Origin of the sequence: Janthinobacterium sp. 35 (assembly GCF_002754575.1) — a bacterium.
In the GTDB taxonomy this organism is placed as follows: domain Bacteria; phylum Pseudomonadota; class Gammaproteobacteria; order Burkholderiales; family Burkholderiaceae_D; genus Janthinobacterium; species Janthinobacterium tructae.
This window is the reverse complement of sequence record NZ_PEFN01000001.1, coordinates 2479693-2499865: the sequence shown is the minus strand read 5'-3', so window position 1 is coordinate 2499865 and position 20173 is coordinate 2479693. Positions and strand designations below refer to the sequence as shown.

The window sequence follows — 20173 nt, the reverse complement described above, 5'->3', positions numbered from 1 at the left end:
CTTACCCCAGCAGCATGGCGATTTGCAGCGCCGCGTCCTGGGATGGATTGATCTTGAAGCCGCTCTTGGCGTAGCGGTGCCAGCGTCCGATGACGAAGCTGACGATCAGGGTGGCGCGCGCCGCCACTTCGCTTTCCTTGCCATGGCCTTCGGCGGCGGCCACGCGCAAGGCCTGCTTGAGCGCCAGTTCCACGCGGTCGTAGAACTGGTTCATGCGCACTTGCAGGCGCTCGTCCTCATTCACCAGCGCATCGCCGATCAGCACGCGCGTCATGCCCGGATTGCTGATGGCGAAATTGAGCAGCATGCCGACGATGTCGCGCGTCTGCGTCATGCCGTCGCTGTGCTTTTCCGCGATCTGGTTGATCAGGCCGAAAACGCTCGACTCGATGAATTCGATCAGTCCTTCGAACATTTGCGCCTTGCTGGCGAAATGGCGGTACAGGGCCGCTTCCGACACGGCCAGTCTGGCCGCCAGTGCGGCAGTGGTGATCTTTTCGCCTTTCGGCTGCTCCAGCATTGCGGCGAGGGCCTGAAGAATTTGTAGCCTGCGTTGGCCCGGCGGTGTGCTTGCCATATTTTCTCTTGTCGTTAAAAAAAAGCTGTCTTGATGGGGCGTTCCGTCACCGCCGCTAGCGGTGCGGCTTCCGGCGTCAACCGGAAGCCCAGGAGTCCCCTTCAGCGCAGACGGTGAAGGCGGCGTGCCAAATGCCGGACAGATTTTACTTTGACATCGACGTAAGCGGGGCGATTTAACGCTCTGGGCAGCTTTGCCACGCCGATCGGATCGGCCATTTTCAGGTATTGCGTGACCCAGGCCGTGCGCAAGCCCAGTCTTTTTGCGCCCTTCAGGTTGGCCAGGGTGTCTTCCACCAGGATGCAGCGGCCAGGGCGGATCTGGTGCTTGCGCATCAGTTTGCGCAGCATCAGGGTCGATGGCTTGGGCCGCAGCTGGCGGTGCACATGCATCGCCTCGATGGCGATGTGGTGTGAAAAGTGCTGGCGCAGGCCCAGATGGCGCATCACGTCGCTCGAGTAGCGCAGCGGCGCGTTGGTGAGTAAAATTTTACGGCCAGGCAGGCGTTTGAGTAAAGCCCCCAGCCCCCGCTCGGCGCGTATCATGGCGCGCAAATCGTCGAACGCGTGCGTCTCGTGGAGGAAGTGCGCTGCCTGCACCTGATGGTGCTTGACCATGCCCAGCAAGGTGGCGCCATAGCGGCGCCAGTAGGCCGCGCGCGCCGCATTGACGATGGCGTCGTCGGCCGGCGTCACGCCATCGCCCAGTACGCGGGCAATATACGTGTTCATATTGGCCGTGATGGTGGGGAAGATGGCGTGCGAGGCATTGTGCAGCGTGTTGTCGAGGTCAAACAGCCAGACCGGCGACGAGCGGTTAAGATGGGACACAGGCACAGGCGTCTTTAGGCAAGATGATAAGCAAGATGAAAAGTTCAACAATCAGGAAAACCATGCGAAGCCAGATTATAGTGATGTTTTGCGGATTATTCTTGCTGCCGTTGCCGGCGGCCTTGGCGGAAGCGGCGCCCGTGGCGCAAAACCGGGGCGCCCTGTTCAGGGTGCAGGACGCGGGCCACACCCTGTATTTGTTCGGCACCATTCACGTCGGCGCCCCCGACTTTTATCCGCTCGAGCCGACGGTGATGCAGGCATTGGAAGGCGCCGGGGCACTGGCGCTGGAGATCGATCCCGGCGCCGACCCGCGCGCCGCCCTGGGCGCCGTGCTGAAATACGGCATGGAGGCGCCGGGCAGCCAAGTGCCGGCCGACTGCCGCCAGACCCTGGCGCCGCGTCTGGCGCCGTTGTTGCAAAAATACGGTATAGCGCCCGAAGCGGTGGCGCCGATGAAACCGTGGATGCTGGCCAGCATGCTGGCCATCGGCGAGTTTTCCACGCTCGGCTACCGCTCCGACCTGGCCGTCGACAATTATCTGTCGCAGCAAGCCAAGGCACGCAAGATCCCTGTGGTGGAACTCGAATCGATGGAAGGCCAGCTGGCGCTGTTTGGCGCCATGACGCCGCTTGACCAGTGCCGCTTCCTGGAAGACGGCGTGGCCTCGATCGAAGACCAGGAACAAAACCAGGAAGCGCGCGAGATCGCCAACGCCTGGCGCACGGCCGACGCGGCCGCCTTCGACAAGCTGGCCGCCAAAGCGGCGACAGACCCCTCGTTTTCCGCGCAGTTCGTGCAAAAGGTGTTGTTAGATGGCCGCAACCCGGCCCTGGCCGACGGCATCGCCAAGCTGCTGGCGCGCGAAAAGCACAGCCTGGCCGCCATCGGCGTGCTGCACCTGGTCGGAACGAAAAGCGTGCCGGATCTGCTGCGCAAGAAAGGTTTGAAGGTGGAGCGGGTGTATTGAAAGGCGGAGTAAATGCGGGCTACAGATAGCAGAGCAGATGGAAAAATGTTCAGGGCAAGGCGGACTGACGAAGACAGTACGCATGTACGGCGAGGAAGGACAACGCCGCCATGGACAGTTTTTCAGCTGCGGGGAAAGGATACTGGTGCCCTTGACGTGGATCGAACACGTGGCCTCTCCCTTACCAAGGGAGTGCTCTACCACTGAGCTACAAGGGCAAATTAAAAGCGGCGCCAGGTGATCTGCGCCGCCAAACTACTCGCTGTGATGCATTGCGATTTTTTTAGTGCGAACGGATCATAGTACCAAAAGCCTGCTCGGTCAACACTTCCAGCAATAATGAGTGTTCGATGCGGCCATCGATGATGTGCACCGTGTTCACGCCGGACTTGGCGGCGTCGAGCGCGGACGAGATCTTCGGCAGCATGCCGCCCGAGATCGTGCCATCGGCGAACATCTCGTCGATTTCACGCGCCGACAGGTCGGTCACCAGGTTGCCCTGCTTGTCCTGGACGCCGGCGATGTTGGTCATCATGATCAGCTTTTCCGCTTTCAGGATTTCCGCGATCTTGCCGGCTACCACGTCGGCGTTGATGTTGTAAGCCTGGCCATCCTGGCCGAAACCGATAGGCGAAATGATGGGAATGAAGGCATCGTCCTGCAGCGCCTTGACGACGGCCGGGTTGATCGCATCGATCTCGCCGACAAAGCCGATGTCGAGGAATTCGCCCGGATGTTCGCGGTCCGGCATCTGCATCTTGCGCGCGCGGATCAAGCCGCCATCCTTGCCCGTCAGGCCGACAGCCTGGCCGCCGTAATGGTTGATCAGCATGACGATATCCTGCTGCACTTCGCCGCCCAGCACCCACTCCACCACTTCCATGGTTTCTTCATCGGTGATACGCATGCCTTGCACGAAGGTGCCTTGCTTGCCGATTTTTTTCAGCGCGTTGTCGATCTGCGGTCCGCCGCCGTGCACCACCACCGGGTTCATGCCGACCAGCTTGAGCAGGATGACGTCGCGCGCGAAGCCGTGCTTCAGGCGTTCGTCCGTCATGGCATTGCCACCGTATTTGATGACGATGGTCTTGCCATGGAAATTGCGAATGTAGGGAAGGGCCTCGGCCAGAATCTGCGCCTTGATTTGTGGCGACACCGCCGTCAAGTCGTCATTCATGTCCAGGTTCAAGTTAGCTAGTTGATTCATGGCGAGTCCGGAAAATAGATTTGTGCGATTTTACAGGGAAGAAGAAAATCCTGGAGGCATTATAGGGCGATCTTGTTGTATTTTCCCTGATGATCCTATAGTCTGGCCCGATATGTCCCCCAGCCAGCCTTTTTACTGCCAGTTACATCTGCGTCGCACTCCGGTGCAGCATGACACACACTTGCCAATTCAAACACAGCCATGAGCGTATGCACTCTCTGTGGCGCCACCTTCCAGTGTGGCCAGACTGACCCGCAGGCCAGCGGACCATGCTGGTGCGTGGCCCTGCCGCCCGCCGTGCCCGTGCCCGGTAGCGCCGCCGTGGGCTGCTGGTGCCCCGCCTGCCTGCAACAGCGCATCGCCGCCGTGACGCCCCCGGCGGCAACGCCGGCCAGATAAACGCATCGGCGCGCCTTTTCCTTTGCAAAAGACCTTGCCTATTGTAGGGGAATACGGTCAGACTTCGATTTTTAAGAATTTCTTATAGGAAAGTTATGCGCTTCAGGGATATCCGCATCGGCGTGCGCATCAATGCCGGTTATGCCATTTTGATCGTGCTGATGCTGGTCGTCATCGTCCTGGCCGGTAGCCGCATCTATGCCATCCGCGCCGAGACCGACGATATCCTGCAGCGCGACTGGGTCGCCGCCAAGGCCACCAGCAAGATCCATGGGCTGGCGCGCGAGGCGGCCACGCGCATCAGCAACTTGCCGAACCAGCGTGAATTGGCACGGCGCCAGGCGAACCAGGCGCGCCTGGAAGCGATCAAGCAAGGCATCGATGAACAGGTGCGCATCCTCGATGGTCTCGATGCGCGGCCGCAAGAACGGCGCCTGCTGGAACAGATGCACCTGGCACGCAGCGACTACTATGTTTCGCTCAAGACGATCTTCGAACTGGTCGAGCGCGGCGAGGATGCTGCCGCGGAGCTGGCCATGCAGACGCAGACCTTGCCGGTGCTGGAAAAAGTGCTGCTGTATGTGGGCCAGCTCGATGATTTGCAGCAGCAACTGATACGCGACAGCGCGGCCAGGATACGCAACGATATCGATACGTCGCTGATTCTGATGGGCGGTATCGGGCTGGCAGCCCTGTTGATCGGCCTGGCCTTTGCCTGGTCGGCGCGCTCGATCACGCGTCCGCTGGGCGAGGCGGTGGCGATCGCCACGCGCGTGGCCAAAGGCGACTTCAGTTCTGTCATCGAAGTGACGTCGCGCGATGAGACGGGCGAATTGCTGCAGGCGCTGAAAAACATGAGTACCAACCTGGCCGTCGAGCAGGATCTGCGGCATGCCGTCGAAGTGGCCGAGGATGCGACCAAGATGAAGTCGGACTTCCTGGCCAATATGTCGCACGAGATCCGCACGCCGATGAACGGCATCATCGGCATGACCCACCTGGCGCTGCAGACGGAGCTCACCTCGACCCAGCGCAATTACCTGGAAAAGGTCGAGTCGGCGTCGAAGAACCTGCTGGCCATCATCGACGACATCCTCGATTTCTCGAAGATCGAGGCGGGCAAGATGGCCTTTGAAAAAGTCGATTTTTTCCTCGAGGACGTACTGGCGCAGATCGCCGACCTGTCCGTGATGCGTGCCCAGGACAAGGGGCTCGAACTGTTGTTCGACATCGCCCCCGACGTGCCGAACGCCTTGCAGGGCGATCCGCTGCGCCTGGGCCAGGTGCTGATCAACCTGACCAACAATGCCATCAAATTTACGGACAAGGGCGAGATCGTCGTCAGCATCCGCTTGCAGCAGCTGGAAGAACATGCGGCGGTGCTGCGCGTGGATGTGCGCGACACGGGTATCGGCCTGACGCCGCCCCAGCGCAGCAAATTGTTCCAGGCATTTACCCAGGCCGACACCTCCACCACGCGCCACCATGGCGGCACCGGCCTGGGGCTGACCATCAGCAAGCGCCTGGTGGAAATGATGGAAGGCGAAATTGACCTGGTCAGCGAAGCGGGCGTGGGCAGTACCTTTTTCTTCACGGCCCGCTTCGGCCTGGCCGCCGTGCCGCGCGACAGCCTGCCAGTGCCGCCGCAGTTCCAGGGCCTGCGCGTGCTGGTGGTCGATGATAACCCCAGCGCGCGTGAAATTTTCGTCAGCATGCTGACGGCGCTCGGTTTCGATGCGCGTGCCGTGTTTGGCGGCGTGCTGGCCATCGGCGCCGTGGCGCAGGCGCGCACCGAGGGGCGCCCGTACGGGCTGGTGCTGATGGACTGGAAAATGCCGGGCATGAACGGCCTCGATACGCTGGCCGGCATCCGTGCCGATGCCGCCGGCATCGATGCGGCGCCGGCCTGTATCATGGTCACGGCCTTCCATCGCGAAGCACTGCTGGAGGCGGCGCGCCAGCGGGAATTGCCGCTCGATGGCGTATTGAACAAGCCGGTCAGCGCCTCGACCCTGCTCGACCAGATATCGTTCGTGTTTGGCGGCGTGACAGGACAGAGCCGCAAGACGCAGCGCCAGAGCAGCTACCGCGACGACGAACGCGCCCTGCGCGGCGCCTGGCTGCTGCTGGTGGAGGACAATGAGGTGAACCAGGAAGTGGCGCAGCATATTCTCAACGACGCCGGCATTCGTGTCGACATTGCGAGCAATGGCGCCATCGCGCTGGCGAAGATCGAGGAAAACGCCTATGACGGCGTGCTGATGGATTGCCAGATGCCGGTGATGGATGGCTACCAGGCCACGCGCAAGCTGCGCCAGGATCCCCGCTATTCGGATTTGCCCGTGATCGCCATGACGGCCAATGCCATGGTCGGCGACAAGGAAAAATGCCTGGACGCCGGCATGAACGATTTCATCGCCAAGCCGATCGACGTGGCGCAGCTGTTCGGTACCCTGGCGCGCTGGATCGCGCCGGCTGCGCCGCAGGAAATGACGGTGGTGGTGGCGCAGCCGGAAGCGGAGCTGCCCGTGATCGCTGGCCTGAAAATGGCGGAGGCCATGCGGCGCGTGGGCGGCAATGCCACTTTGATGCGAAAATTGCTGGATCGTTTTGTGGAAACCCAATTCGATGCCATGCAGCGCATCGTCGCCGCCATCGAGAACAATCAGCTCGAGACGGCAATCCGGGAAGCGCATACCCTGAAGGGCCTGGCCGGCAATATCGGCGCCGGTGGCCTGGCCGACAGCGCGGCGCGGGTCGAGCATTTGCTCAGCCTGGGATCGCATGACGGCTTGCCGCAGGCGCTGGCGGCCTGCACTCTGGCGCTCGACGAACTGGTACCGAAGATCGTGCTGGCCATGCAGTCGCGCAGCAATGTGCCCGAGCCAGGCAGCACCGTGGTGGCAGCGGTGGACCGGGTACACCTGGAGGCGGGCTTGCGCGAACTGTCGCAACTGCTGCAGCAGGACGATGCGCAGGCCGTCAAGCATCTCGATGGCATCGGTCCCGTGCTGGTCGCAGCCGGGCAGGCGGAACATGCGCGCCAGTTGAAGCGCATGCTGGGACAATACGATTTCGAAGGTGCGCTGGCGCAGCTGGGCGAGGTGGCCGATGCGCTGGAGCTGAGACTGTGACAAGGATAACTATGCAGAGCGAAGGACGGGCATGAGAGCGTCAGCAAGCAAGCCAACCATCCTGGTAGTCGACGACACGCCAGACAATATCGACCTGTTGCGCGCAGTGCTGGAAGACGATTACCGGACCAAGATCGCCGTCAATGGCGAGCGTGCCCTGAAAATCGCCGCCGGCGGCGACCAGCCCGATCTGATCCTGCTCGACATCATGATGCCGGGCATGAGTGGCTACGATGTGTGCCGCGCGCTGAAGGCCGATCCCGCCACGGCCGGCATACCCGTGATTTTTGTGACCGCCATGAGCGAAGTGGCCGACGAGCAGCTGGGCCTGGCCCTGGGCGCCGTCGACTACATCACCAAGCCGATTTCGGCGCCCATCGTGCTGGCCCGTATCAAGACCCAGCTGGCGATGAAGCAGATGCAGGATTTTTTGCGCGACCAGAATCATTACCTGGAAACGGAAGTGGAGCGCCGGGTGCAGGAAGTGGCGGCGCTGCAGGACGTCACGATACACGCCATGGCGTCGCTGGCCGAGACGCGCGACAGCGAGACGGGCAACCATATCCGCCGCACCTCGCACTACCTGAAAGCATTGGCCGAGAAAGTGCGCGGCCTGCCGCGTTTCCGCGATTTTTTGACGGACAAGAATATCGAACTGCTGTTCAAGACGGCGCCGCTGCACGATATCGGCAAGGTGGGTATCCCCGACCATATTTTGCTCAAACCGGGGCGTTTCGAGCCGCATGAAATGGCCATCATGAAGACGCACACCACCCTGGGGCGCGACGCCATCCTGGCGGCCGAACACGAGCTGGGCATCGAGGTCGATTTCCTCAAGTACGCGAAAGAGATCGCCTACAGCCACCATGAAAAATGGGATGGCAGCGGTTACCCGCTAGGGTTGGCAGGCGAAGACATCCCGATTTCGGCGCGCCTGATGGCGCTGGCCGACGTGTATGACGCCCTGATCAGCCGACGCATCTACAAGCAGGGCATGGAGCATGCACAGGCCGTGCAGATCATCGTCGAGGGGCGCGGCTCGCACTTTGACGCCGAGATCGTCGACGCCTTCCTGCAGATCCAGGACCAGTTCATCGCCATCTCCCACCGCTATGCCGATGGCGTGTGCGAGATCGCCGACAAGCAGCGGCAGATCGCGCCATACACCGAAAATATCAGCTGAAGGATTAGCTGACGGTCTTGAAGAAGCGCAGCATCTCGCGGCTGGCGTCCGGCCCTTTTCCGTCCGTGTAACTGCCATTATTGCTGCCGCCGGACCAGGCATGGCCTGCGCCGTGGATGACCCAGTGTTCGCCCAGCGGTGAGCCATCGGCCTGGCTGTGCGTGGTGCGCGTGTAGCGGTGGCCATTCGGCACGCTGCCGTCGATGGAGTCGGCCTTGGCCGCCTTGCCGCCCGCCTGGCTGCGCACGCCCTGGGCGATCAGTTCATCGCCATTGCGCGGGTTGACGGTGGTGTCGCGGTCGCCGTGAAAAACGATGATGGGCACGCCGCCCGCCGGCGCCTTGCGCTGGGCATTGGGCATGGCACCGCCCTTCATGGCGGCCAGCGCCGACGGCAAGTCCTGCGCCGAGGCGAAGGGCAGGCCCGAATGCACGCCGACGGCGGCAAACAGGTCGGGGTACAAGGTGCCGACGATGACGGCCATGGCGCCACCCGCCGACAGGCCGGCGACGAACACTTCGCGTTCATTTACCGGGTAGTCGTCGATGACTTGCCGCGCGATGCCGGCGATCAGCGACGGTTCGCCCTGGTCGCGCTGCTGGTCGATGGCATTGAACCAGTTCCAGCAGCGCGAACTGTTGGCACCCTGCGTCTGCGCCGGATAGACGACAAAACATTCCTTTTCTTCGGCCAGCGCATTCATCTGCGTGCCGGCCGCGAAATCGTCGGGATTTTGCGTGCAGCCGTGCAGCATCACGATCAGCGGCATGGCCTGGCCGTGGTAGCTGCTGGGGATATACAGCTTATAGGAGCGCGTGCCCGCATGGTTGCGGTATACGCCGTCGATGAACTGTGCCCCAGCGGGCATCTGCGCCGGCGTGGCGGCCGGCGCGTTGAAACCGGGCGGATGAAAATTCGGCAGCTCGAAGCTGGGCATGTCGAAGCTGTGCTGTCCCAGGCCGGCGGGCACGCCCAGGCGCGCCATGAAATCCTGCGCGAATTCCTGCGCCGCCTGCGCGGGCGTGGGCGGCACCGATGCCGCTTCCGGCGCGGCATCAGTTGGCGGCGCCTCGGCCCGGGCCTGCGCTGGTGATGGCGCCGGTGGTGGATTGATGTCGCGCATCGGCTGCGGTGGCGGCGCTTGCGTGGTTGCTGCCTGCGGCGTCAGGCCAGCGGCAGACAGCGCCTGCTGGATCGCTTCGGTGGCGGCGGCGGGACCGCTGCCCATCAGATTACGGGTCGCTGCGCGCATCTGCGCCAACATGTTGAGAGGTAGTTTCATGACCATCCTTAACGGTGCCGCGCATCGGCCGGGTCATCGCCGCAAACCAATACGCTAGTGAATTCGCCCTGCGAGCGCCGTCTTGACGACGGTGCTGGCGTGCAGGGCACCTAATACGAAAATCGACTCGATGGTGGCCAGTGCCAGTTCCACGGAGACGTCGCTGGCGATGCTGGCCAGTCCCAGCACCTGGATCTGCAGGCGCTGGCCGGCTGCCTGGATCGCTTCCAGGTCGGCGCGCGAATAATGCTGCATGCCCAATACCAGGCTTTTACGGGCGACGGTTTGTTTCACCACGTCGGCGTGGATACCCAGCTGGTTGCGTATGGCCGTACGGATCAGATCCGTACGGTTGGAATAAAATCCCTCCTGGACCAGCAAATCGATCTGCCCCAGGTCGATCAAACCGAGGTTGATCGTGATTTTCTCGGATTCCCCAATTTTGGGCTTGCTGTCTTGCTTGGCCATATCTCTCCAAAAACTCCACGTGGCATCCAATTGCCATCTGCATGGATGGTAGTATAGTTCTGAAATATCTCAAGTCAAGCAGGATCTACTCTGATAATGTTGTAGGACGGGCACCCGCAGAGTGAGAATGGCTGCAAAATAAATTTCTAGAAGATGCTTTTTTGCTCATGCTTTCTCTTAAAAATATATTCACAGAAACATTGCATGGCGAGGCCATCGCCTCACCGACACGGTTTCGCGGCATAATGCAAGCCTTCACGTTTACCGATGCCGCTCCATGATGGTCGCTCCGCCACCTCCGCCACCTCCGCCAGCCGTTCCACTTTCCTTGCCGTCGCCGGTGCCATCGCCCTGCGTCAGCCTGTGCAAGATGAACCGCAACAGCGGCTTGTGCGAAGGCTGCTTGCGCACGCTCGACGAGATCATCGCCTGGAGCAAGGCTGACGACGATTTCAAGCGCGCCGTGTGGGCCGCATTGCCAGGACGCGAATCCCTGCTCGATTTCGAGTCCGACTACTGAGGAAATCCATGCCGCGATCGCCAGCGCTGTTCCCCGATGCCATGCAGGTGTTCGAACGCGGCTGGCTGTCGTCGAATAACATCCTGTTCCAGGGCCGGGACGACACGGCCCTGATCGACAGCGGCTATGTCACGCATGCGCCGCAAACCCTGGCCTTGTTGCGCCATGGCTTGCAAGGGCGACCGCTGCACCGCTTGTTCAACACCCATCTGCACTCCGACCATTGCGGCGGCAACGCGCTGTTGCAAGCCGAGTATGGCTGCCAGACGGCCATTCCCGTCTCGGAAGCGGACAAGGTGCGAGTATGGGATGTCGATGCCCTCAGCTTCCAGGCCACGGGCCAGCAATGCCCGCGCTTCGGCTTTGACGCCACCGTCTCGCCCGGCGACACGTTGACGTTGGCCGACATGGCCTGGCAGGCGCTGGGCGCACCGGGTCACGACCCGCACTCGCTGATTTTTTACTGCGCCGACGAGGGCATCCTGATCTCCGCCGACGCCCTGTGGGAAAACGGCTTTGGCGTGATCTTCCCCGAACTCGACGGCGGCTCCGGCTTTCTGGAAGCGCGCGCCACCCTGGACCTGATCGCCAGCCTGGACGTGCGCGTCGTCATTCCCGGCCACGGGCGGCCGTTCCAGGACGCTGCCGGCGCCCTGCAGCGCGCGTATTCACGTCTCGATTACCTGTCGTCGGACCCCGTGCGCAATGCGCAGAATGCGGTGAAAGTGCTGCTGAAATTTTTGCTGCTGGAGCGTCAGCGCATCGCGCTCGCCGCCATACCGGCCCTACTGCGCGGCATGCCCATCTTCGAAGAGGCCAACCGTCGCTTCCTGCGCCAGGAAGTCGCCGCGCTGGCCGAGTGGGCCGTGTCGCAACTGGTGAGGGCTGCGGCGGCACGGGTCGAGGGTGAGTACTTGCTTAACGAAGGCTGAAGCGGTCAGGCGATAAATTCAGCACGATCGTACTTTTTCTGCACTATAATCAAGCTCAGTGTGTTCCTTATCCCGATCAACTTTCCAGCGAGTCCGCCATGGCATTGCCTGTTGCGTTGCAAAACCTCTCCTTACCCGTTATCGCCTCGCCGATGTTCATCGCCAGCGGCCCGGCCCTCGTCGCGGCGCAGTGCAAGGCCGGTATCGTCGGTTCCTTCCCGGCCCTGAACGCGCGTCCCGCTGAATTGCTTGATACCTGGCTCACGGAGCTGCAGGCCGAACTGGCCGCCTTCCAGGCCGCCAATCCCGATAAAAAAGTGGGACCGATCGCCGTCAACCAGATCGTGCACCAGTCGAACGACCGCCTGGCGCACGATGTGGAAGTGTGCGTGAAACACCGCATTCCCATCATCATTTCCTCGCTGCGCGCGCCGCCCAAGGAAATGCTCGACGCCATCCACAGCTATGGCGGCATCGTGCTGCACGATGTGATCTCGATCCGCCACGCGAAAAAGGCGCTGGAGGCGGGCGTCGATGGCCTGATCCTGGTGGCCAGCGGCGCCGGCGGCCATGCGGGCACCCTGTCGCCGTTCGCGCTGGTGGGCGAAGTGCGCAAATTCTTTGACGGCCCGCTGGCGCTGTCCGGCTCCATCGCCACGGGCGACGCCGTGCTGGCCGCACAGGCCATGGGCGCCGACTTTGCCTACATCGGCTCGCGCTGGCTGGCGACCAAGGAATCGAACGTCAGCGATGGCTACCGCGACGCCATCGTCGAGTCTGCCGCCTCGGACATCGTCTACACGAACTTGTTTACGGGCGTGCACGGCAATTATCTGAAAAAATCGATCGTTGCTGCCGGACTCGATCCGGAAGCCTTGCCCGAAGCGGACAAGAGTTCGATGAATTTTGGCTCCGGCAGCGCCAAGGCCTGGCGCGACATCTGGGGCGCGGGCCAGGGCGTGGGCTTGATGGACGACGTGCCAAGCGTGGAAGAGATGGTGGCGCGCCTGAAGGCCGAATACGATGCGGCGCGCGCGCGGTTGAAGTTGTAACGCTGGTGGTAGTTGTCGGATTACGGCCTTTGGCCTAATCCGACCTACGACCATGGATTCGGTAGGTCGGATTAGCGCGCAGCGCGTAATCCGACAACACCACAATCACTCCTGCTTCAAATCCTCAGGCTTGATAGCCCACAGCCCCGGCAAGTTGCGCCAGTAGCCGTACGCATCCATGCCGAAGCCGACGACGAAGCGGTTCGGGATCACCAGGCCGACGATGTCTGCCTGCACGGGCTTTTTCTTGCCGATGGCTTTGTCGGCAAACACGGCCAGGATGACTTCCGAGGCGCCCATGTCCAGCAAACGCTGCTTGACGTGTGCCAGGGTTTCGCCTTCGTCGAGAATATCGTCGAGCACGATGACGGTGCGGCCCGCCACGTTCGAACGGGGGATGACTTTCCACACCACTTCGCCACCCTTGTCGTCGTCGCCGTAGCGGCTCACATGGATGTAGTCGAATTCGAGCGGAAAGCTCAGTTGCGGCAGCAGGTTGCCCGTAAACACGACGGCGCCGCCCATCACGCCCAGCACCAGCGGGAATTCCTTGGAATCCTCGGCGTTGAAGCGCGTGTTGAGTACATCGGCCATGCGCGTGATCGACGCCTGCACGGTATCTTGGTCGAACAGCAGTTCCGCGTTCTTGATCAGGTCACGGGCACGGTTGTGATGAAATTCTTGCATGGACTCTTGCATGGCGATGAATGGGGCTGGTGATGAATGCGGGTATTATCCCGCAAACGCCATCCGTGCGCTACGCCTAGCTGTAATCGCGCATGTCATCGATGACCTTGCCATCCTGCGCCAGGCTGCCCACGGCCACCAGCACCACGTCGCCGCGCAGCTTGGTCAGTTCGCGGATCGAGCCGATGATGGCTTCCACGCCGCTGGCGTCCGCCGGATCGTCGACTTCGCAATGCAAAGCCATCTCGTCGTTGGCCATGCGCCCGGACACCACCAGCCGCGCCTTCCTGATTTGCGGATGGCGGCGCGCGATGTCATGCACCTGCGACGGATGCACGAACATGGCGCGCACCTTGGTGGTCTGGTCCGCGCGTCCCATCCAGCCTTTGATGCGCGTATTCGTGCGGCCGCACGGCGAGTCCGGCGCATTGACCAGTACGGCCGACAGATCTCCCGTGGCGAAGCGGATCAGCGGGTAGTCGGCATTGAAGACGGTGACGACGACTTCGCCCACTTCGCCCGGTGCGACGGGAATGCCGCTGCCCGGGTGGACGATTTCGAGCAGGACGTTTTCATCGACGACCATGCCCGGATTGAGCTTGCCATTGCTGGCCGTTTCATAGGCGATGCTGCCGATATCGGCCGAGGCATAGGTCTGGAACACGTGCGGCACGCCGTTCTCGGCAAACCAGCTGCGCAGGGATTCGGGCAAGGCTTCCGCGCCCATCACGGCCTTGGTGACGCTGCTGATGTCGGCGCCCATTTCGCGCGCCTTCTCGATGATCAGTTTTAAAAATGACGGCGTGCCGATATACGTGTCGGGCTTCAGGTCGACCATCGCCTGCACCTGCATTTCCGTCTGGCCGATGCCGGCCGGGATGACGGTGCAGCCGATGCGTGCGGCGCCCCCTTCGACCATGAAGGCGGCCGGCGTGAAGTGATACGAAAAGCAGTTCTGCAGCAAGCCACCGGCGCGCACGCCGGCCGCATACATGGGCCGCGCGAAGCGCCACCAGTCGGGGCCGCGGCCTTCCGGATCGAAGATGGGGCCGGGCGAGACGAAGACGCGCGACAGGGCGTTTTTCGGCGTCGTGTTCAAGCCGCCGAACGGCAGTGCGCCGTGCTGCAATTGTTTCAGGTCGGACTTGCGCGTCACGGGCAGCTGCGCCAGCGCGGCGCGGCTGGTGATGTCGGCCGCGTTGACGCCATCGAGAATGCGGGCCCAGCCCGGCGCCTGTTGCGCGCGCGCGATCAGCTGCGGCAGGCCGGCCATCAATTCGCGTTCGCGCGCTTCGGGGGCGCGTGCTTCCAGACTATCGAGCGTATCGGTCATGTTGCTGATTCTCCAATGTCACGTTGCATTTTTTTCGTCAGCCCCGCAACAATCAGGCTGTATGAGCGCCGCAGCAGGGCGGCCATTTCGTCATCGTCCAGCGCGTCGGGGCTGGCGACCAGCACCCATTTGGCCCGCGCCAGGTAGGGCGCCGGGCGAAAACCGGGACGGTCCGTCAATTCCAGGAAGCGCTCTGCATCGACCTTGAAGCTGATGCCGCGCGTGCTGTGGTCTTCCGCGCCGCACAGGGCGAACAGCTTGCCACCGACGCAAAACGCCAGCACGTTGCTCCACTTGATGTCTTCTGTCGCGCCGGGAAAGCCGCGGCACACTTGCTTCGCCCGTTCCAGGTCCATGACGGCTGCTCCCGTGTCAGGCCAGCCAGCGCTTGCGGCGGCGATAGAACTTCATGTCGCGAAAACTCTTGCGCCCGGCGCTGGAGACGCCCAGATAAAACTCTTTGACGTCTTCGTTGCTGGCCAGGTCCCTAGCAAGTCCTTCCATCACGACTCTGCCGTTTTCCAGGATGTAGCCGAAGTCGGCGTAGCGCAGCGCCACGTTGGTGTTCTGTTCGGCCAGCAGGAACGACACGTTTTCCTTGTGGTTCAGGTCCTTGACGATGCCGAAGATCTCTTCGACGATCTGCGGCGCGATGCCCATCGAGGGTTCGTCCAGTAAGATCATCGACGGCTTGGCCATCAGCGCGCGGCCGATGGCGCACATCTGCTGTTCGCCGCCCGAGGTGTAGCCGGCCTGGCTGCTGCGCCGTGTTTTCAGGCGCGGAAAGTAGTGGTAGACCTTTTCCAGCGCGTCTTTCAGCTCGCCGCGCGACAGGCTGCGCGTGTAGGCGCCTGTCAGCAGGTTTTCCTCGATGGTGAGGTGGCCGAAACAGTGGCGCCCTTCCATCACTTGCGACAGGCCCCGCTTGACCAGCTCATTCGGCGTCAATTGATCCACGCGCTCGCCCTTGAACTGGACTTCGCCCTTGGTGACGTCGCCGCGTTCGCCGCGCAGCAGGGTCGAGATGGTTTTCAGGGTGGTCGACTTGCCGGCGCCGTTGGCGCCCAGCAGTGCCACGATCTTGCCTTGCGGCACTTGCAGCGACACGCCCTTCAGGACCAGGATCACGTGGTCATAGATGACTTCGATATTGTTCACCGACAGGTAGGGCGGCGGGGTGTCTGGTGTTTGCGTGGCAGTGGGTGTCATGGCTGCTTCGTTTTCATGTGATGTTGGTGCTTGTCGGATTACGCCTTTGGCTAATCCGACCTACGTCGTATCGAGGTAGGTCGGATTAGCGCAACGCGCGTAATCCGACACCACTTTGAGAGCCGCTTACTTCATGCACGCCGGCGTGATCTTCTTCTCTTCGGCGTACTTGCCCGACGATTCCTCGACGAGCTTACGCACCAGGGCCTTGTCGCCGACGATCCATTTCGGCGTGATGGCGATCCACTTCTTGCCATCCCACTGCTGCACCTTCACGGCGCCCGAACCTTCATGGTCGTCGCAGCTGGTCTTCACGGTGGGGAACATGCCCAGTGCGCCGACAGCCTTCTGGCGCGCGTCGTCGACGTTCAGGTTTTCCAGGCCCCAGCGCATCTGCTCGCCCGTGACAGGCTTGCCCTTGCCGAATTTTTCCTGCGCCACGCGGATCGCTTCCACCCACAGGATGCCGGCCGTCACGCCGCGCATGTGGTAGACGGAGCCGACGCGCGACTGGTCGGAGAGGTTGCCCTTGCCGGACGCGTAGAGTTTCTTGCGGATGTCGTCCAGCACGGGGTAGTTGCCCGGCGTATTGAACGTCATCGCCGTGTAGCCCTTGGCCGCGTCGCCCGATGGAATCGTGTCTTCTTCGGAGCCGGCCCACCAGACGCCCAGCATTTTGTCGCGCGGGAAGCCGTTGCGCTGCGCCGTCTTGATGGCAACGGAGTTCATCACGCCCCAGCCCCACAGGATCACGTGGTCCGGCTTGGCCTGGCGGATTTGCAGCCATTGCGATTGCTGTTCGCTGCCTGGCGGCGCGACGGGAATTTTCACCAGTTCAAAGCCGTACTGTTTCGACAGCGCTTCGAGCACGGGCAGTGGCTCCTTGCCGAAGGCCGAATCGTGGTACAGGTGGACGATTTTTTTGCCTTTCAGCTTGTCCATGCCGCCATCCTTGTCGCCCAGGTACTTGATCATGGCGGCGGCCTGGCTCCAGTAGCTGGAGATCAGCGGATACACATACGGGAAGACCTTGCCGTTGGCGGCGTCCGAGCGGCCGTAGCCGATCATCGTCATGGGGATCTTGTCCTGCGCCACGCGGTCCAGAATGCCGTAGGCGACGCCGGTGGAGAGGGTTTCGACCAGGGTGGCGCCGCCCTGCTTGGTTTTCAGGCGCTCATAGCATTCGACGCCGCGCGACGGGTTGTATTCGGTTTCGCATTCTTCCCAGCTGATTTTCACGCCATTGACGCCGCCGGCCTGGTTGACCAGGTTGAAGTAGTCGATGGCGCCGCCGTAGAAACCGGAGCCGCCGGCCGCGTAGGGACCCACGCGGTAGGACGGCAGGGCGATGTACTGTTCCTTGTCCTGGGCTTGGGCGCTGCCGGCCATGGTGAGTGCGGCACTGGCGATGGCGGCGGCCAGCATGAGCGATTTGATGTGTTTCATTGTGTGTCTCCTCTTGTTTTATTTGATTTCAAGTCAACCGACATCAGACTGCAAGGTACAAATTTCTAGTGCGGGAAAGGCCACAGGCGCAGTTTCTCTTTCGCGATTTGCCACAGCCTGGCCAGGCCGTGTGGTTCGACGATCAGGAAGAAGATGATCAGCGCGCCGAACACCATCAGTTCCAGATTCGAGGCCACGCTGGTCGGCAATGCCAGGCCGTGCGCGATGGTGTTCAGGAAGACGGGCAGCAGCACGATGAAGGCCGCGCCGAGGAAAGAACCGAGGATCGAACCGACGCCGCCGATGATGATCATGAACAGGATGCGGAAGGACAGGTCCAGGTTGTACGCTTCCGGCTCCACTGTGCCCAGGTAGGCATACGCATACAGGGCACCGGCCACGCCGCAGTAGAACGAGCTGACGGCAAACGCCAGCAGCTTGGTGCGCATCAATCTGAAACCGATCACCTCGGCGGCCATGTCCATGTCGCGCACGGCCATCCACGAGCGGCCCACGTTGGAGCGGATCATGTTCTTGGCCAGCAGCGCCATGCCGGCGACAATCGCCAGTACCAGCAGGTATTTGCTTTGCGGCGTATCGAACTGGTAGCCGAGGATGCTCATTTTCTGTACCGTGATGACGCCCGAGGAGCTGTAGTTGGTCAGGTACGGGATCTTGGTCAGGCACCAGACGACGAAGAACTGCGTCGCCAGGGTGGAGGCGGCCAGGTAAAAGCCGCGGATGCGCAGGGAGGGCAGGCCGAAGGCGATGCCCACCATGGCCGCACACAGGCCACCGAGGATGAACGACACCAGCAGCGGCAGTCCCGGCAGGCGCGCCATGAAGTTATACGAGGCAAAGGCGCCCACGGCCATGAAGGCGGCCGTACCCAGCGACAGCTGGCCCGCGTAACCGGTCAATATGTTCAGACCCAGCGCTGCCAGCGCGAAGATCAGGAAGGGAATCAGGATCGCCGACAGCATGTAGGGCGAGGCAAAATACGGCAGCAGGAAGACGGCGACAAGGAGCGTGGCCGTCAGCGCCAGGCGGTCTTGCCTGATCGGGAAAATCTGGTTGTCAGCCTGGTAGCTGGTCTTGAATTGTCCTGCTTCACGGTAAATCATGGCGTGTCCTTTACTGGCTGTTGGGGTGTTTGTCGGATTACGCCTTCGGCTAATCCGACCTACGATGCTCTTGGGGCCTTATATTCGCCGGATGATCTTCTCGCCGAACAGGCCTTCCGGGCGCACCAGCAGGAACAGCAGGGCCAGCACATACGGGAACCAGCCTTCGATGCCGCCGCCCACCATGGGGCCGAGGTAGACTTCGGCCAGCTTTTCCGAGGCGCCGATGATCAGGCCACCGACGATGGCGCCCGGCACGGAAGTGAAGCCGCCGAGTATCAGCACCGGCAAGGCTTTCAGGGCGATGAAGGTGAGGGCGAACTGCACCCCGTTGCGCGCGCCCCACAGCAAGCCGGCCACCATGGCCACCAGGCCCGCCACGCCCCACACCACGGCCCAGATGCGCTGCAGCGGGATGCCGACCGCCAGCGCCGCCTGGTGGTCATCGGCGACGGCGCGCAGGGCGCGGCCCACCTTGGTTTTCGAAAACAGCAGGGCCAGGCAAATCACCAGCAGCGCGCAGATGCCGGCCGCCACCACGTCGAACTGCGAAATGATGATATTGAAATGCTCCATCAGGAAGGGCATCGGTACGTCTTCGATGGGCAGGTCCAGCTTGTGCACTTGCGAGCCCCACATCAGCTGTGCCAGGCCTTCGATGAAAAAGGTCAGGCCGATGGTGGCCATGAAGAGCGTGATTTCCGGCTGGTTGACGAGCGGGCGCAAGACCACTCTTTCGATCGCCATGCCGAGCACGATCATCGTCACCATCGTCAATGGAATGGCCAGCCATAGCGACAGGCCGAACTTGTCCATGATGCCGACGCAGGTGAGGGCGGCGAAAAACACCATCGCTCCCTGCGCAAAATTGAACACGCCCGAGGCCTTGTAGATCAGCACGAAACCGATCGCCACCAGCGCGTACATGACGCCCGACAGCAGACCGCCGATCAGCACTTCAAAGAAAAAATTGATATTCATACGGTGTCCAATACGTCTTAGTGGGCCACGCCGAGATAGGCGTTGATGACATCCTGGTTGCTGCGCACCTCGTCGGGCGTGCCGTCGCCGATCTTCTTGCCGTAGTCGAGTACCACCACGCGGTCGGAGATATCCATCACCACGCCCATGTCGTGCTCGATCAGCACGATGGTCGTGCCCAGCTGGTCGTTGACGTCGAGGATGAAGCGGCACATGTCCTGCTTTTCTTCCACGTTCATGCCGGCCATCGGTTCATCGAGCAGCAAAATTTCCGGTTCGGCCACCAGCGCGCGGCCCAGTTCCACCCGCTTTTGCAAGCCGTAGGGCAGGCGCCCCACGGGTGTCTTGCGGATGGCCTGGATTTCCAGGAAGTCGATGATCTCTTCGGCCTTCTTGCGGTGCTCGATTTCCTCGCGCCGCGCCGGGCCCCAGTACAGGGCTTGCAGCAGGAAATTCGACTTCATTTTGAGGTTGCGCCCCGTCATGATGTTGTCCAGCACCGTCATGCCTTTGAACAGGGCGATGTTCTGGAAGGTGCGCGCGATGCCGGACTTGGCGGCCGCGTAGCAGTCCATGCCGCGCCGATGTTCGCCCCGGTAGATGATCTCGCCCTGCTGCGGGCGGTACACGCCATTGATCACGTTCAGCATCGAGCTCTTGCCGGCGCCGTTCGGGCCGATGATGGCGCGGATTTCATGCTGTTTGACGTCGAACGAGATGTCGGTCAGCGCCTTCACGCCGCCGAACGACAGCGAGATGTTCTTCAGGTCGAGGATCACGGGGCCGGTCTTGCGGGCCGTGCCGAAATGGGCGTCGGGTTCGTTCATTTGCATCGTGC

Annotated in this window: 20 protein-coding genes and 1 tRNA gene; 7 read left to right on the top strand and 14 right to left on the bottom strand. The window is 62.0% G+C overall.

The features are described from left to right. Nucleotide 1: 1 nt before the first annotated feature. Both slmA and CLU93_RS11225 read right to left on the bottom strand, forming a co-directional pair. Nucleotides 2–577 (bottom strand): nucleoid occlusion factor SlmA, encoded by a 576-nt coding sequence (gene slmA / locus CLU93_RS11230; RefSeq protein ID WP_071079975.1) that lies wholly within the window; start codon nt 575–577, stop codon nt 2–4. A gap of 101 nt (nt 578–678) precedes the next feature. Next, nucleotides 679–1413 (bottom strand): pyrimidine 5'-nucleotidase, encoded by a 735-nt coding sequence (locus tag CLU93_RS11225; protein ID WP_099761124.1) that lies wholly within the window; start codon nt 1411–1413, stop codon nt 679–681. Nucleotides 1414–1508: 95 nt separating this feature from the next. Between CLU93_RS11225 and CLU93_RS11220 the strand changes: the two genes are divergently transcribed. Further along, entirely contained in the window at nt 1509–2378 is an 870-nt protein-coding gene (locus CLU93_RS11220) for a TraB/GumN family protein (protein ID WP_306594721.1), read from the top strand. Between the two features lie 143 nt (nt 2379–2521). On the opposite strand, the gene CLU93_RS11215 is transcribed toward CLU93_RS11220, so the two are convergent. After that, nucleotides 2522–2596: transfer RNA gene (locus CLU93_RS11215), tRNA-Thr, on the bottom strand. A 65-nt stretch (nt 2597–2661) separates the two neighbouring features. After that, entirely contained in the window at nt 2662–3555 is an 894-nt protein-coding gene (gene argB, locus CLU93_RS11210) for an acetylglutamate kinase (RefSeq protein WP_010393729.1), read from the bottom strand. Between the two features lie 231 nt (nt 3556–3786). Between argB and CLU93_RS11205 the strand changes: the two genes are divergently transcribed. The 3 genes from CLU93_RS11205 (at nt 3787) to CLU93_RS11195 (ending at nt 8301) form a co-directional block, all read left to right on the top strand. After that, entirely contained in the window at nt 3787–3984 is a 198-nt protein-coding gene (locus tag CLU93_RS11205; protein ID WP_099761122.1) for a cysteine-rich CWC family protein, read from the top strand. 95 nt (nt 3985–4079) lie between these two features. Beyond that, a complete protein-coding gene (locus CLU93_RS11200; RefSeq protein WP_099761121.1) occupies nt 4080–7118 on the top strand; it encodes a response regulator in 3039 nt (1012 codons plus the stop codon). Between the two features lie 31 nt (nt 7119–7149). Continuing rightward, nucleotides 7150–8301, top strand: coding sequence for a response regulator (locus tag CLU93_RS11195; RefSeq protein ID WP_099761120.1), 1152 nt, complete (start codon nt 7150–7152; stop codon nt 8299–8301). 4 nt (nt 8302–8305) lie between these two features. On the opposite strand, the gene CLU93_RS11190 is transcribed toward CLU93_RS11195, so the two are convergent. Together CLU93_RS11190 and CLU93_RS11185 are read right to left on the bottom strand one after the other, a co-directional pair. Continuing rightward, a complete protein-coding gene (locus CLU93_RS11190) occupies nt 8306–9583 on the bottom strand; it encodes an extracellular catalytic domain type 1 short-chain-length polyhydroxyalkanoate depolymerase (RefSeq protein WP_257224932.1) in 1278 nt (425 codons plus the stop codon). Nucleotides 9584–9637: 54 nt separating this feature from the next. Further along, nucleotides 9638–10051 (bottom strand): CopG family transcriptional regulator, encoded by a 414-nt coding sequence (locus CLU93_RS11185; protein ID WP_034783786.1) that lies wholly within the window; start codon nt 10049–10051, stop codon nt 9638–9640. A 370-nt stretch (nt 10052–10421) separates the two neighbouring features. Here CLU93_RS11185 and CLU93_RS28760 point away from each other — a divergent pair, with 370 nt between their 5' ends. The 3 genes from CLU93_RS28760 (at nt 10422) to CLU93_RS11170 (ending at nt 12555) form a co-directional block, all read left to right on the top strand. Continuing rightward, a complete protein-coding gene (locus tag CLU93_RS28760; protein WP_298403622.1) occupies nt 10422–10571 on the top strand; it encodes a DUF1289 domain-containing protein in 150 nt (49 codons plus the stop codon). A gap of 8 nt (nt 10572–10579) precedes the next feature. Beyond that, nucleotides 10580–11503 carry an MBL fold metallo-hydrolase gene (locus tag CLU93_RS11175; protein ID WP_099761117.1) on the top strand — a complete coding sequence of 308 codons (924 nt, stop codon included), beginning with the start codon at nt 10580–10582 and terminating at the stop codon, nt 11501–11503. A 98-nt stretch (nt 11504–11601) separates the two neighbouring features. Next, a complete protein-coding gene (locus tag CLU93_RS11170; protein WP_099761116.1) occupies nt 11602–12555 on the top strand; it encodes an NAD(P)H-dependent flavin oxidoreductase in 954 nt (317 codons plus the stop codon). Nucleotides 12556–12660: 105 nt separating this feature from the next. Here the strand turns inward: CLU93_RS11170 and CLU93_RS11165 are convergent, their stop codons facing one another. From CLU93_RS11165 to CLU93_RS11130, 8 genes are all read right to left on the bottom strand, one after another. Beyond that, nucleotides 12661–13242 carry a hypoxanthine-guanine phosphoribosyltransferase gene (locus CLU93_RS11165; RefSeq protein ID WP_035823544.1) on the bottom strand — a complete coding sequence of 194 codons (582 nt, stop codon included), beginning with the start codon at nt 13240–13242 and terminating at the stop codon, nt 12661–12663. 76 nt (nt 13243–13318) lie between these two features. Then, nucleotides 13319–14575, bottom strand: a complete 1257-nt coding sequence (locus CLU93_RS11160) for a phenylacetate--CoA ligase family protein (protein ID WP_099761115.1) — start codon at nt 14573–14575, stop codon at nt 13319–13321. Then, a complete protein-coding gene (locus CLU93_RS11155) occupies nt 14572–14931 on the bottom strand; it encodes an MmcQ/YjbR family DNA-binding protein (protein WP_099761114.1) in 360 nt (119 codons plus the stop codon). Before CLU93_RS11155 ends, CLU93_RS11160 begins: the two co-directional genes overlap by 4 nt. A gap of 16 nt (nt 14932–14947) precedes the next feature. After that, nucleotides 14948–15784, bottom strand: coding sequence for an ABC transporter ATP-binding protein (locus CLU93_RS11150; protein ID WP_096233030.1), 837 nt, complete (start codon nt 15782–15784; stop codon nt 14948–14950). Between the two features lie 126 nt (nt 15785–15910). Then, a complete protein-coding gene (locus CLU93_RS11145; protein WP_099761113.1) occupies nt 15911–17230 on the bottom strand; it encodes an ABC transporter substrate-binding protein in 1320 nt (439 codons plus the stop codon). Nucleotides 17231–17295: 65 nt separating this feature from the next. Beyond that, a complete protein-coding gene (locus tag CLU93_RS11140; protein WP_070218970.1) occupies nt 17296–18354 on the bottom strand; it encodes a branched-chain amino acid ABC transporter permease in 1059 nt (352 codons plus the stop codon). 78 nt (nt 18355–18432) lie between these two features. Then, complete coding sequence (locus tag CLU93_RS11135) at nt 18433–19329, bottom strand: branched-chain amino acid ABC transporter permease (protein ID WP_180287991.1); 897 nt, start codon at nt 19327–19329, stop codon at nt 18433–18435. Between the two features lie 23 nt (nt 19330–19352). Continuing rightward, on the bottom strand, nt 19353–20168 hold the full coding sequence (locus tag CLU93_RS11130; RefSeq protein WP_029496076.1) for an ABC transporter ATP-binding protein: 816 nt from the start codon (nt 20166–20168) through the stop codon (nt 19353–19355). Nucleotides 20169–20173 lie beyond the last annotated feature (5 nt).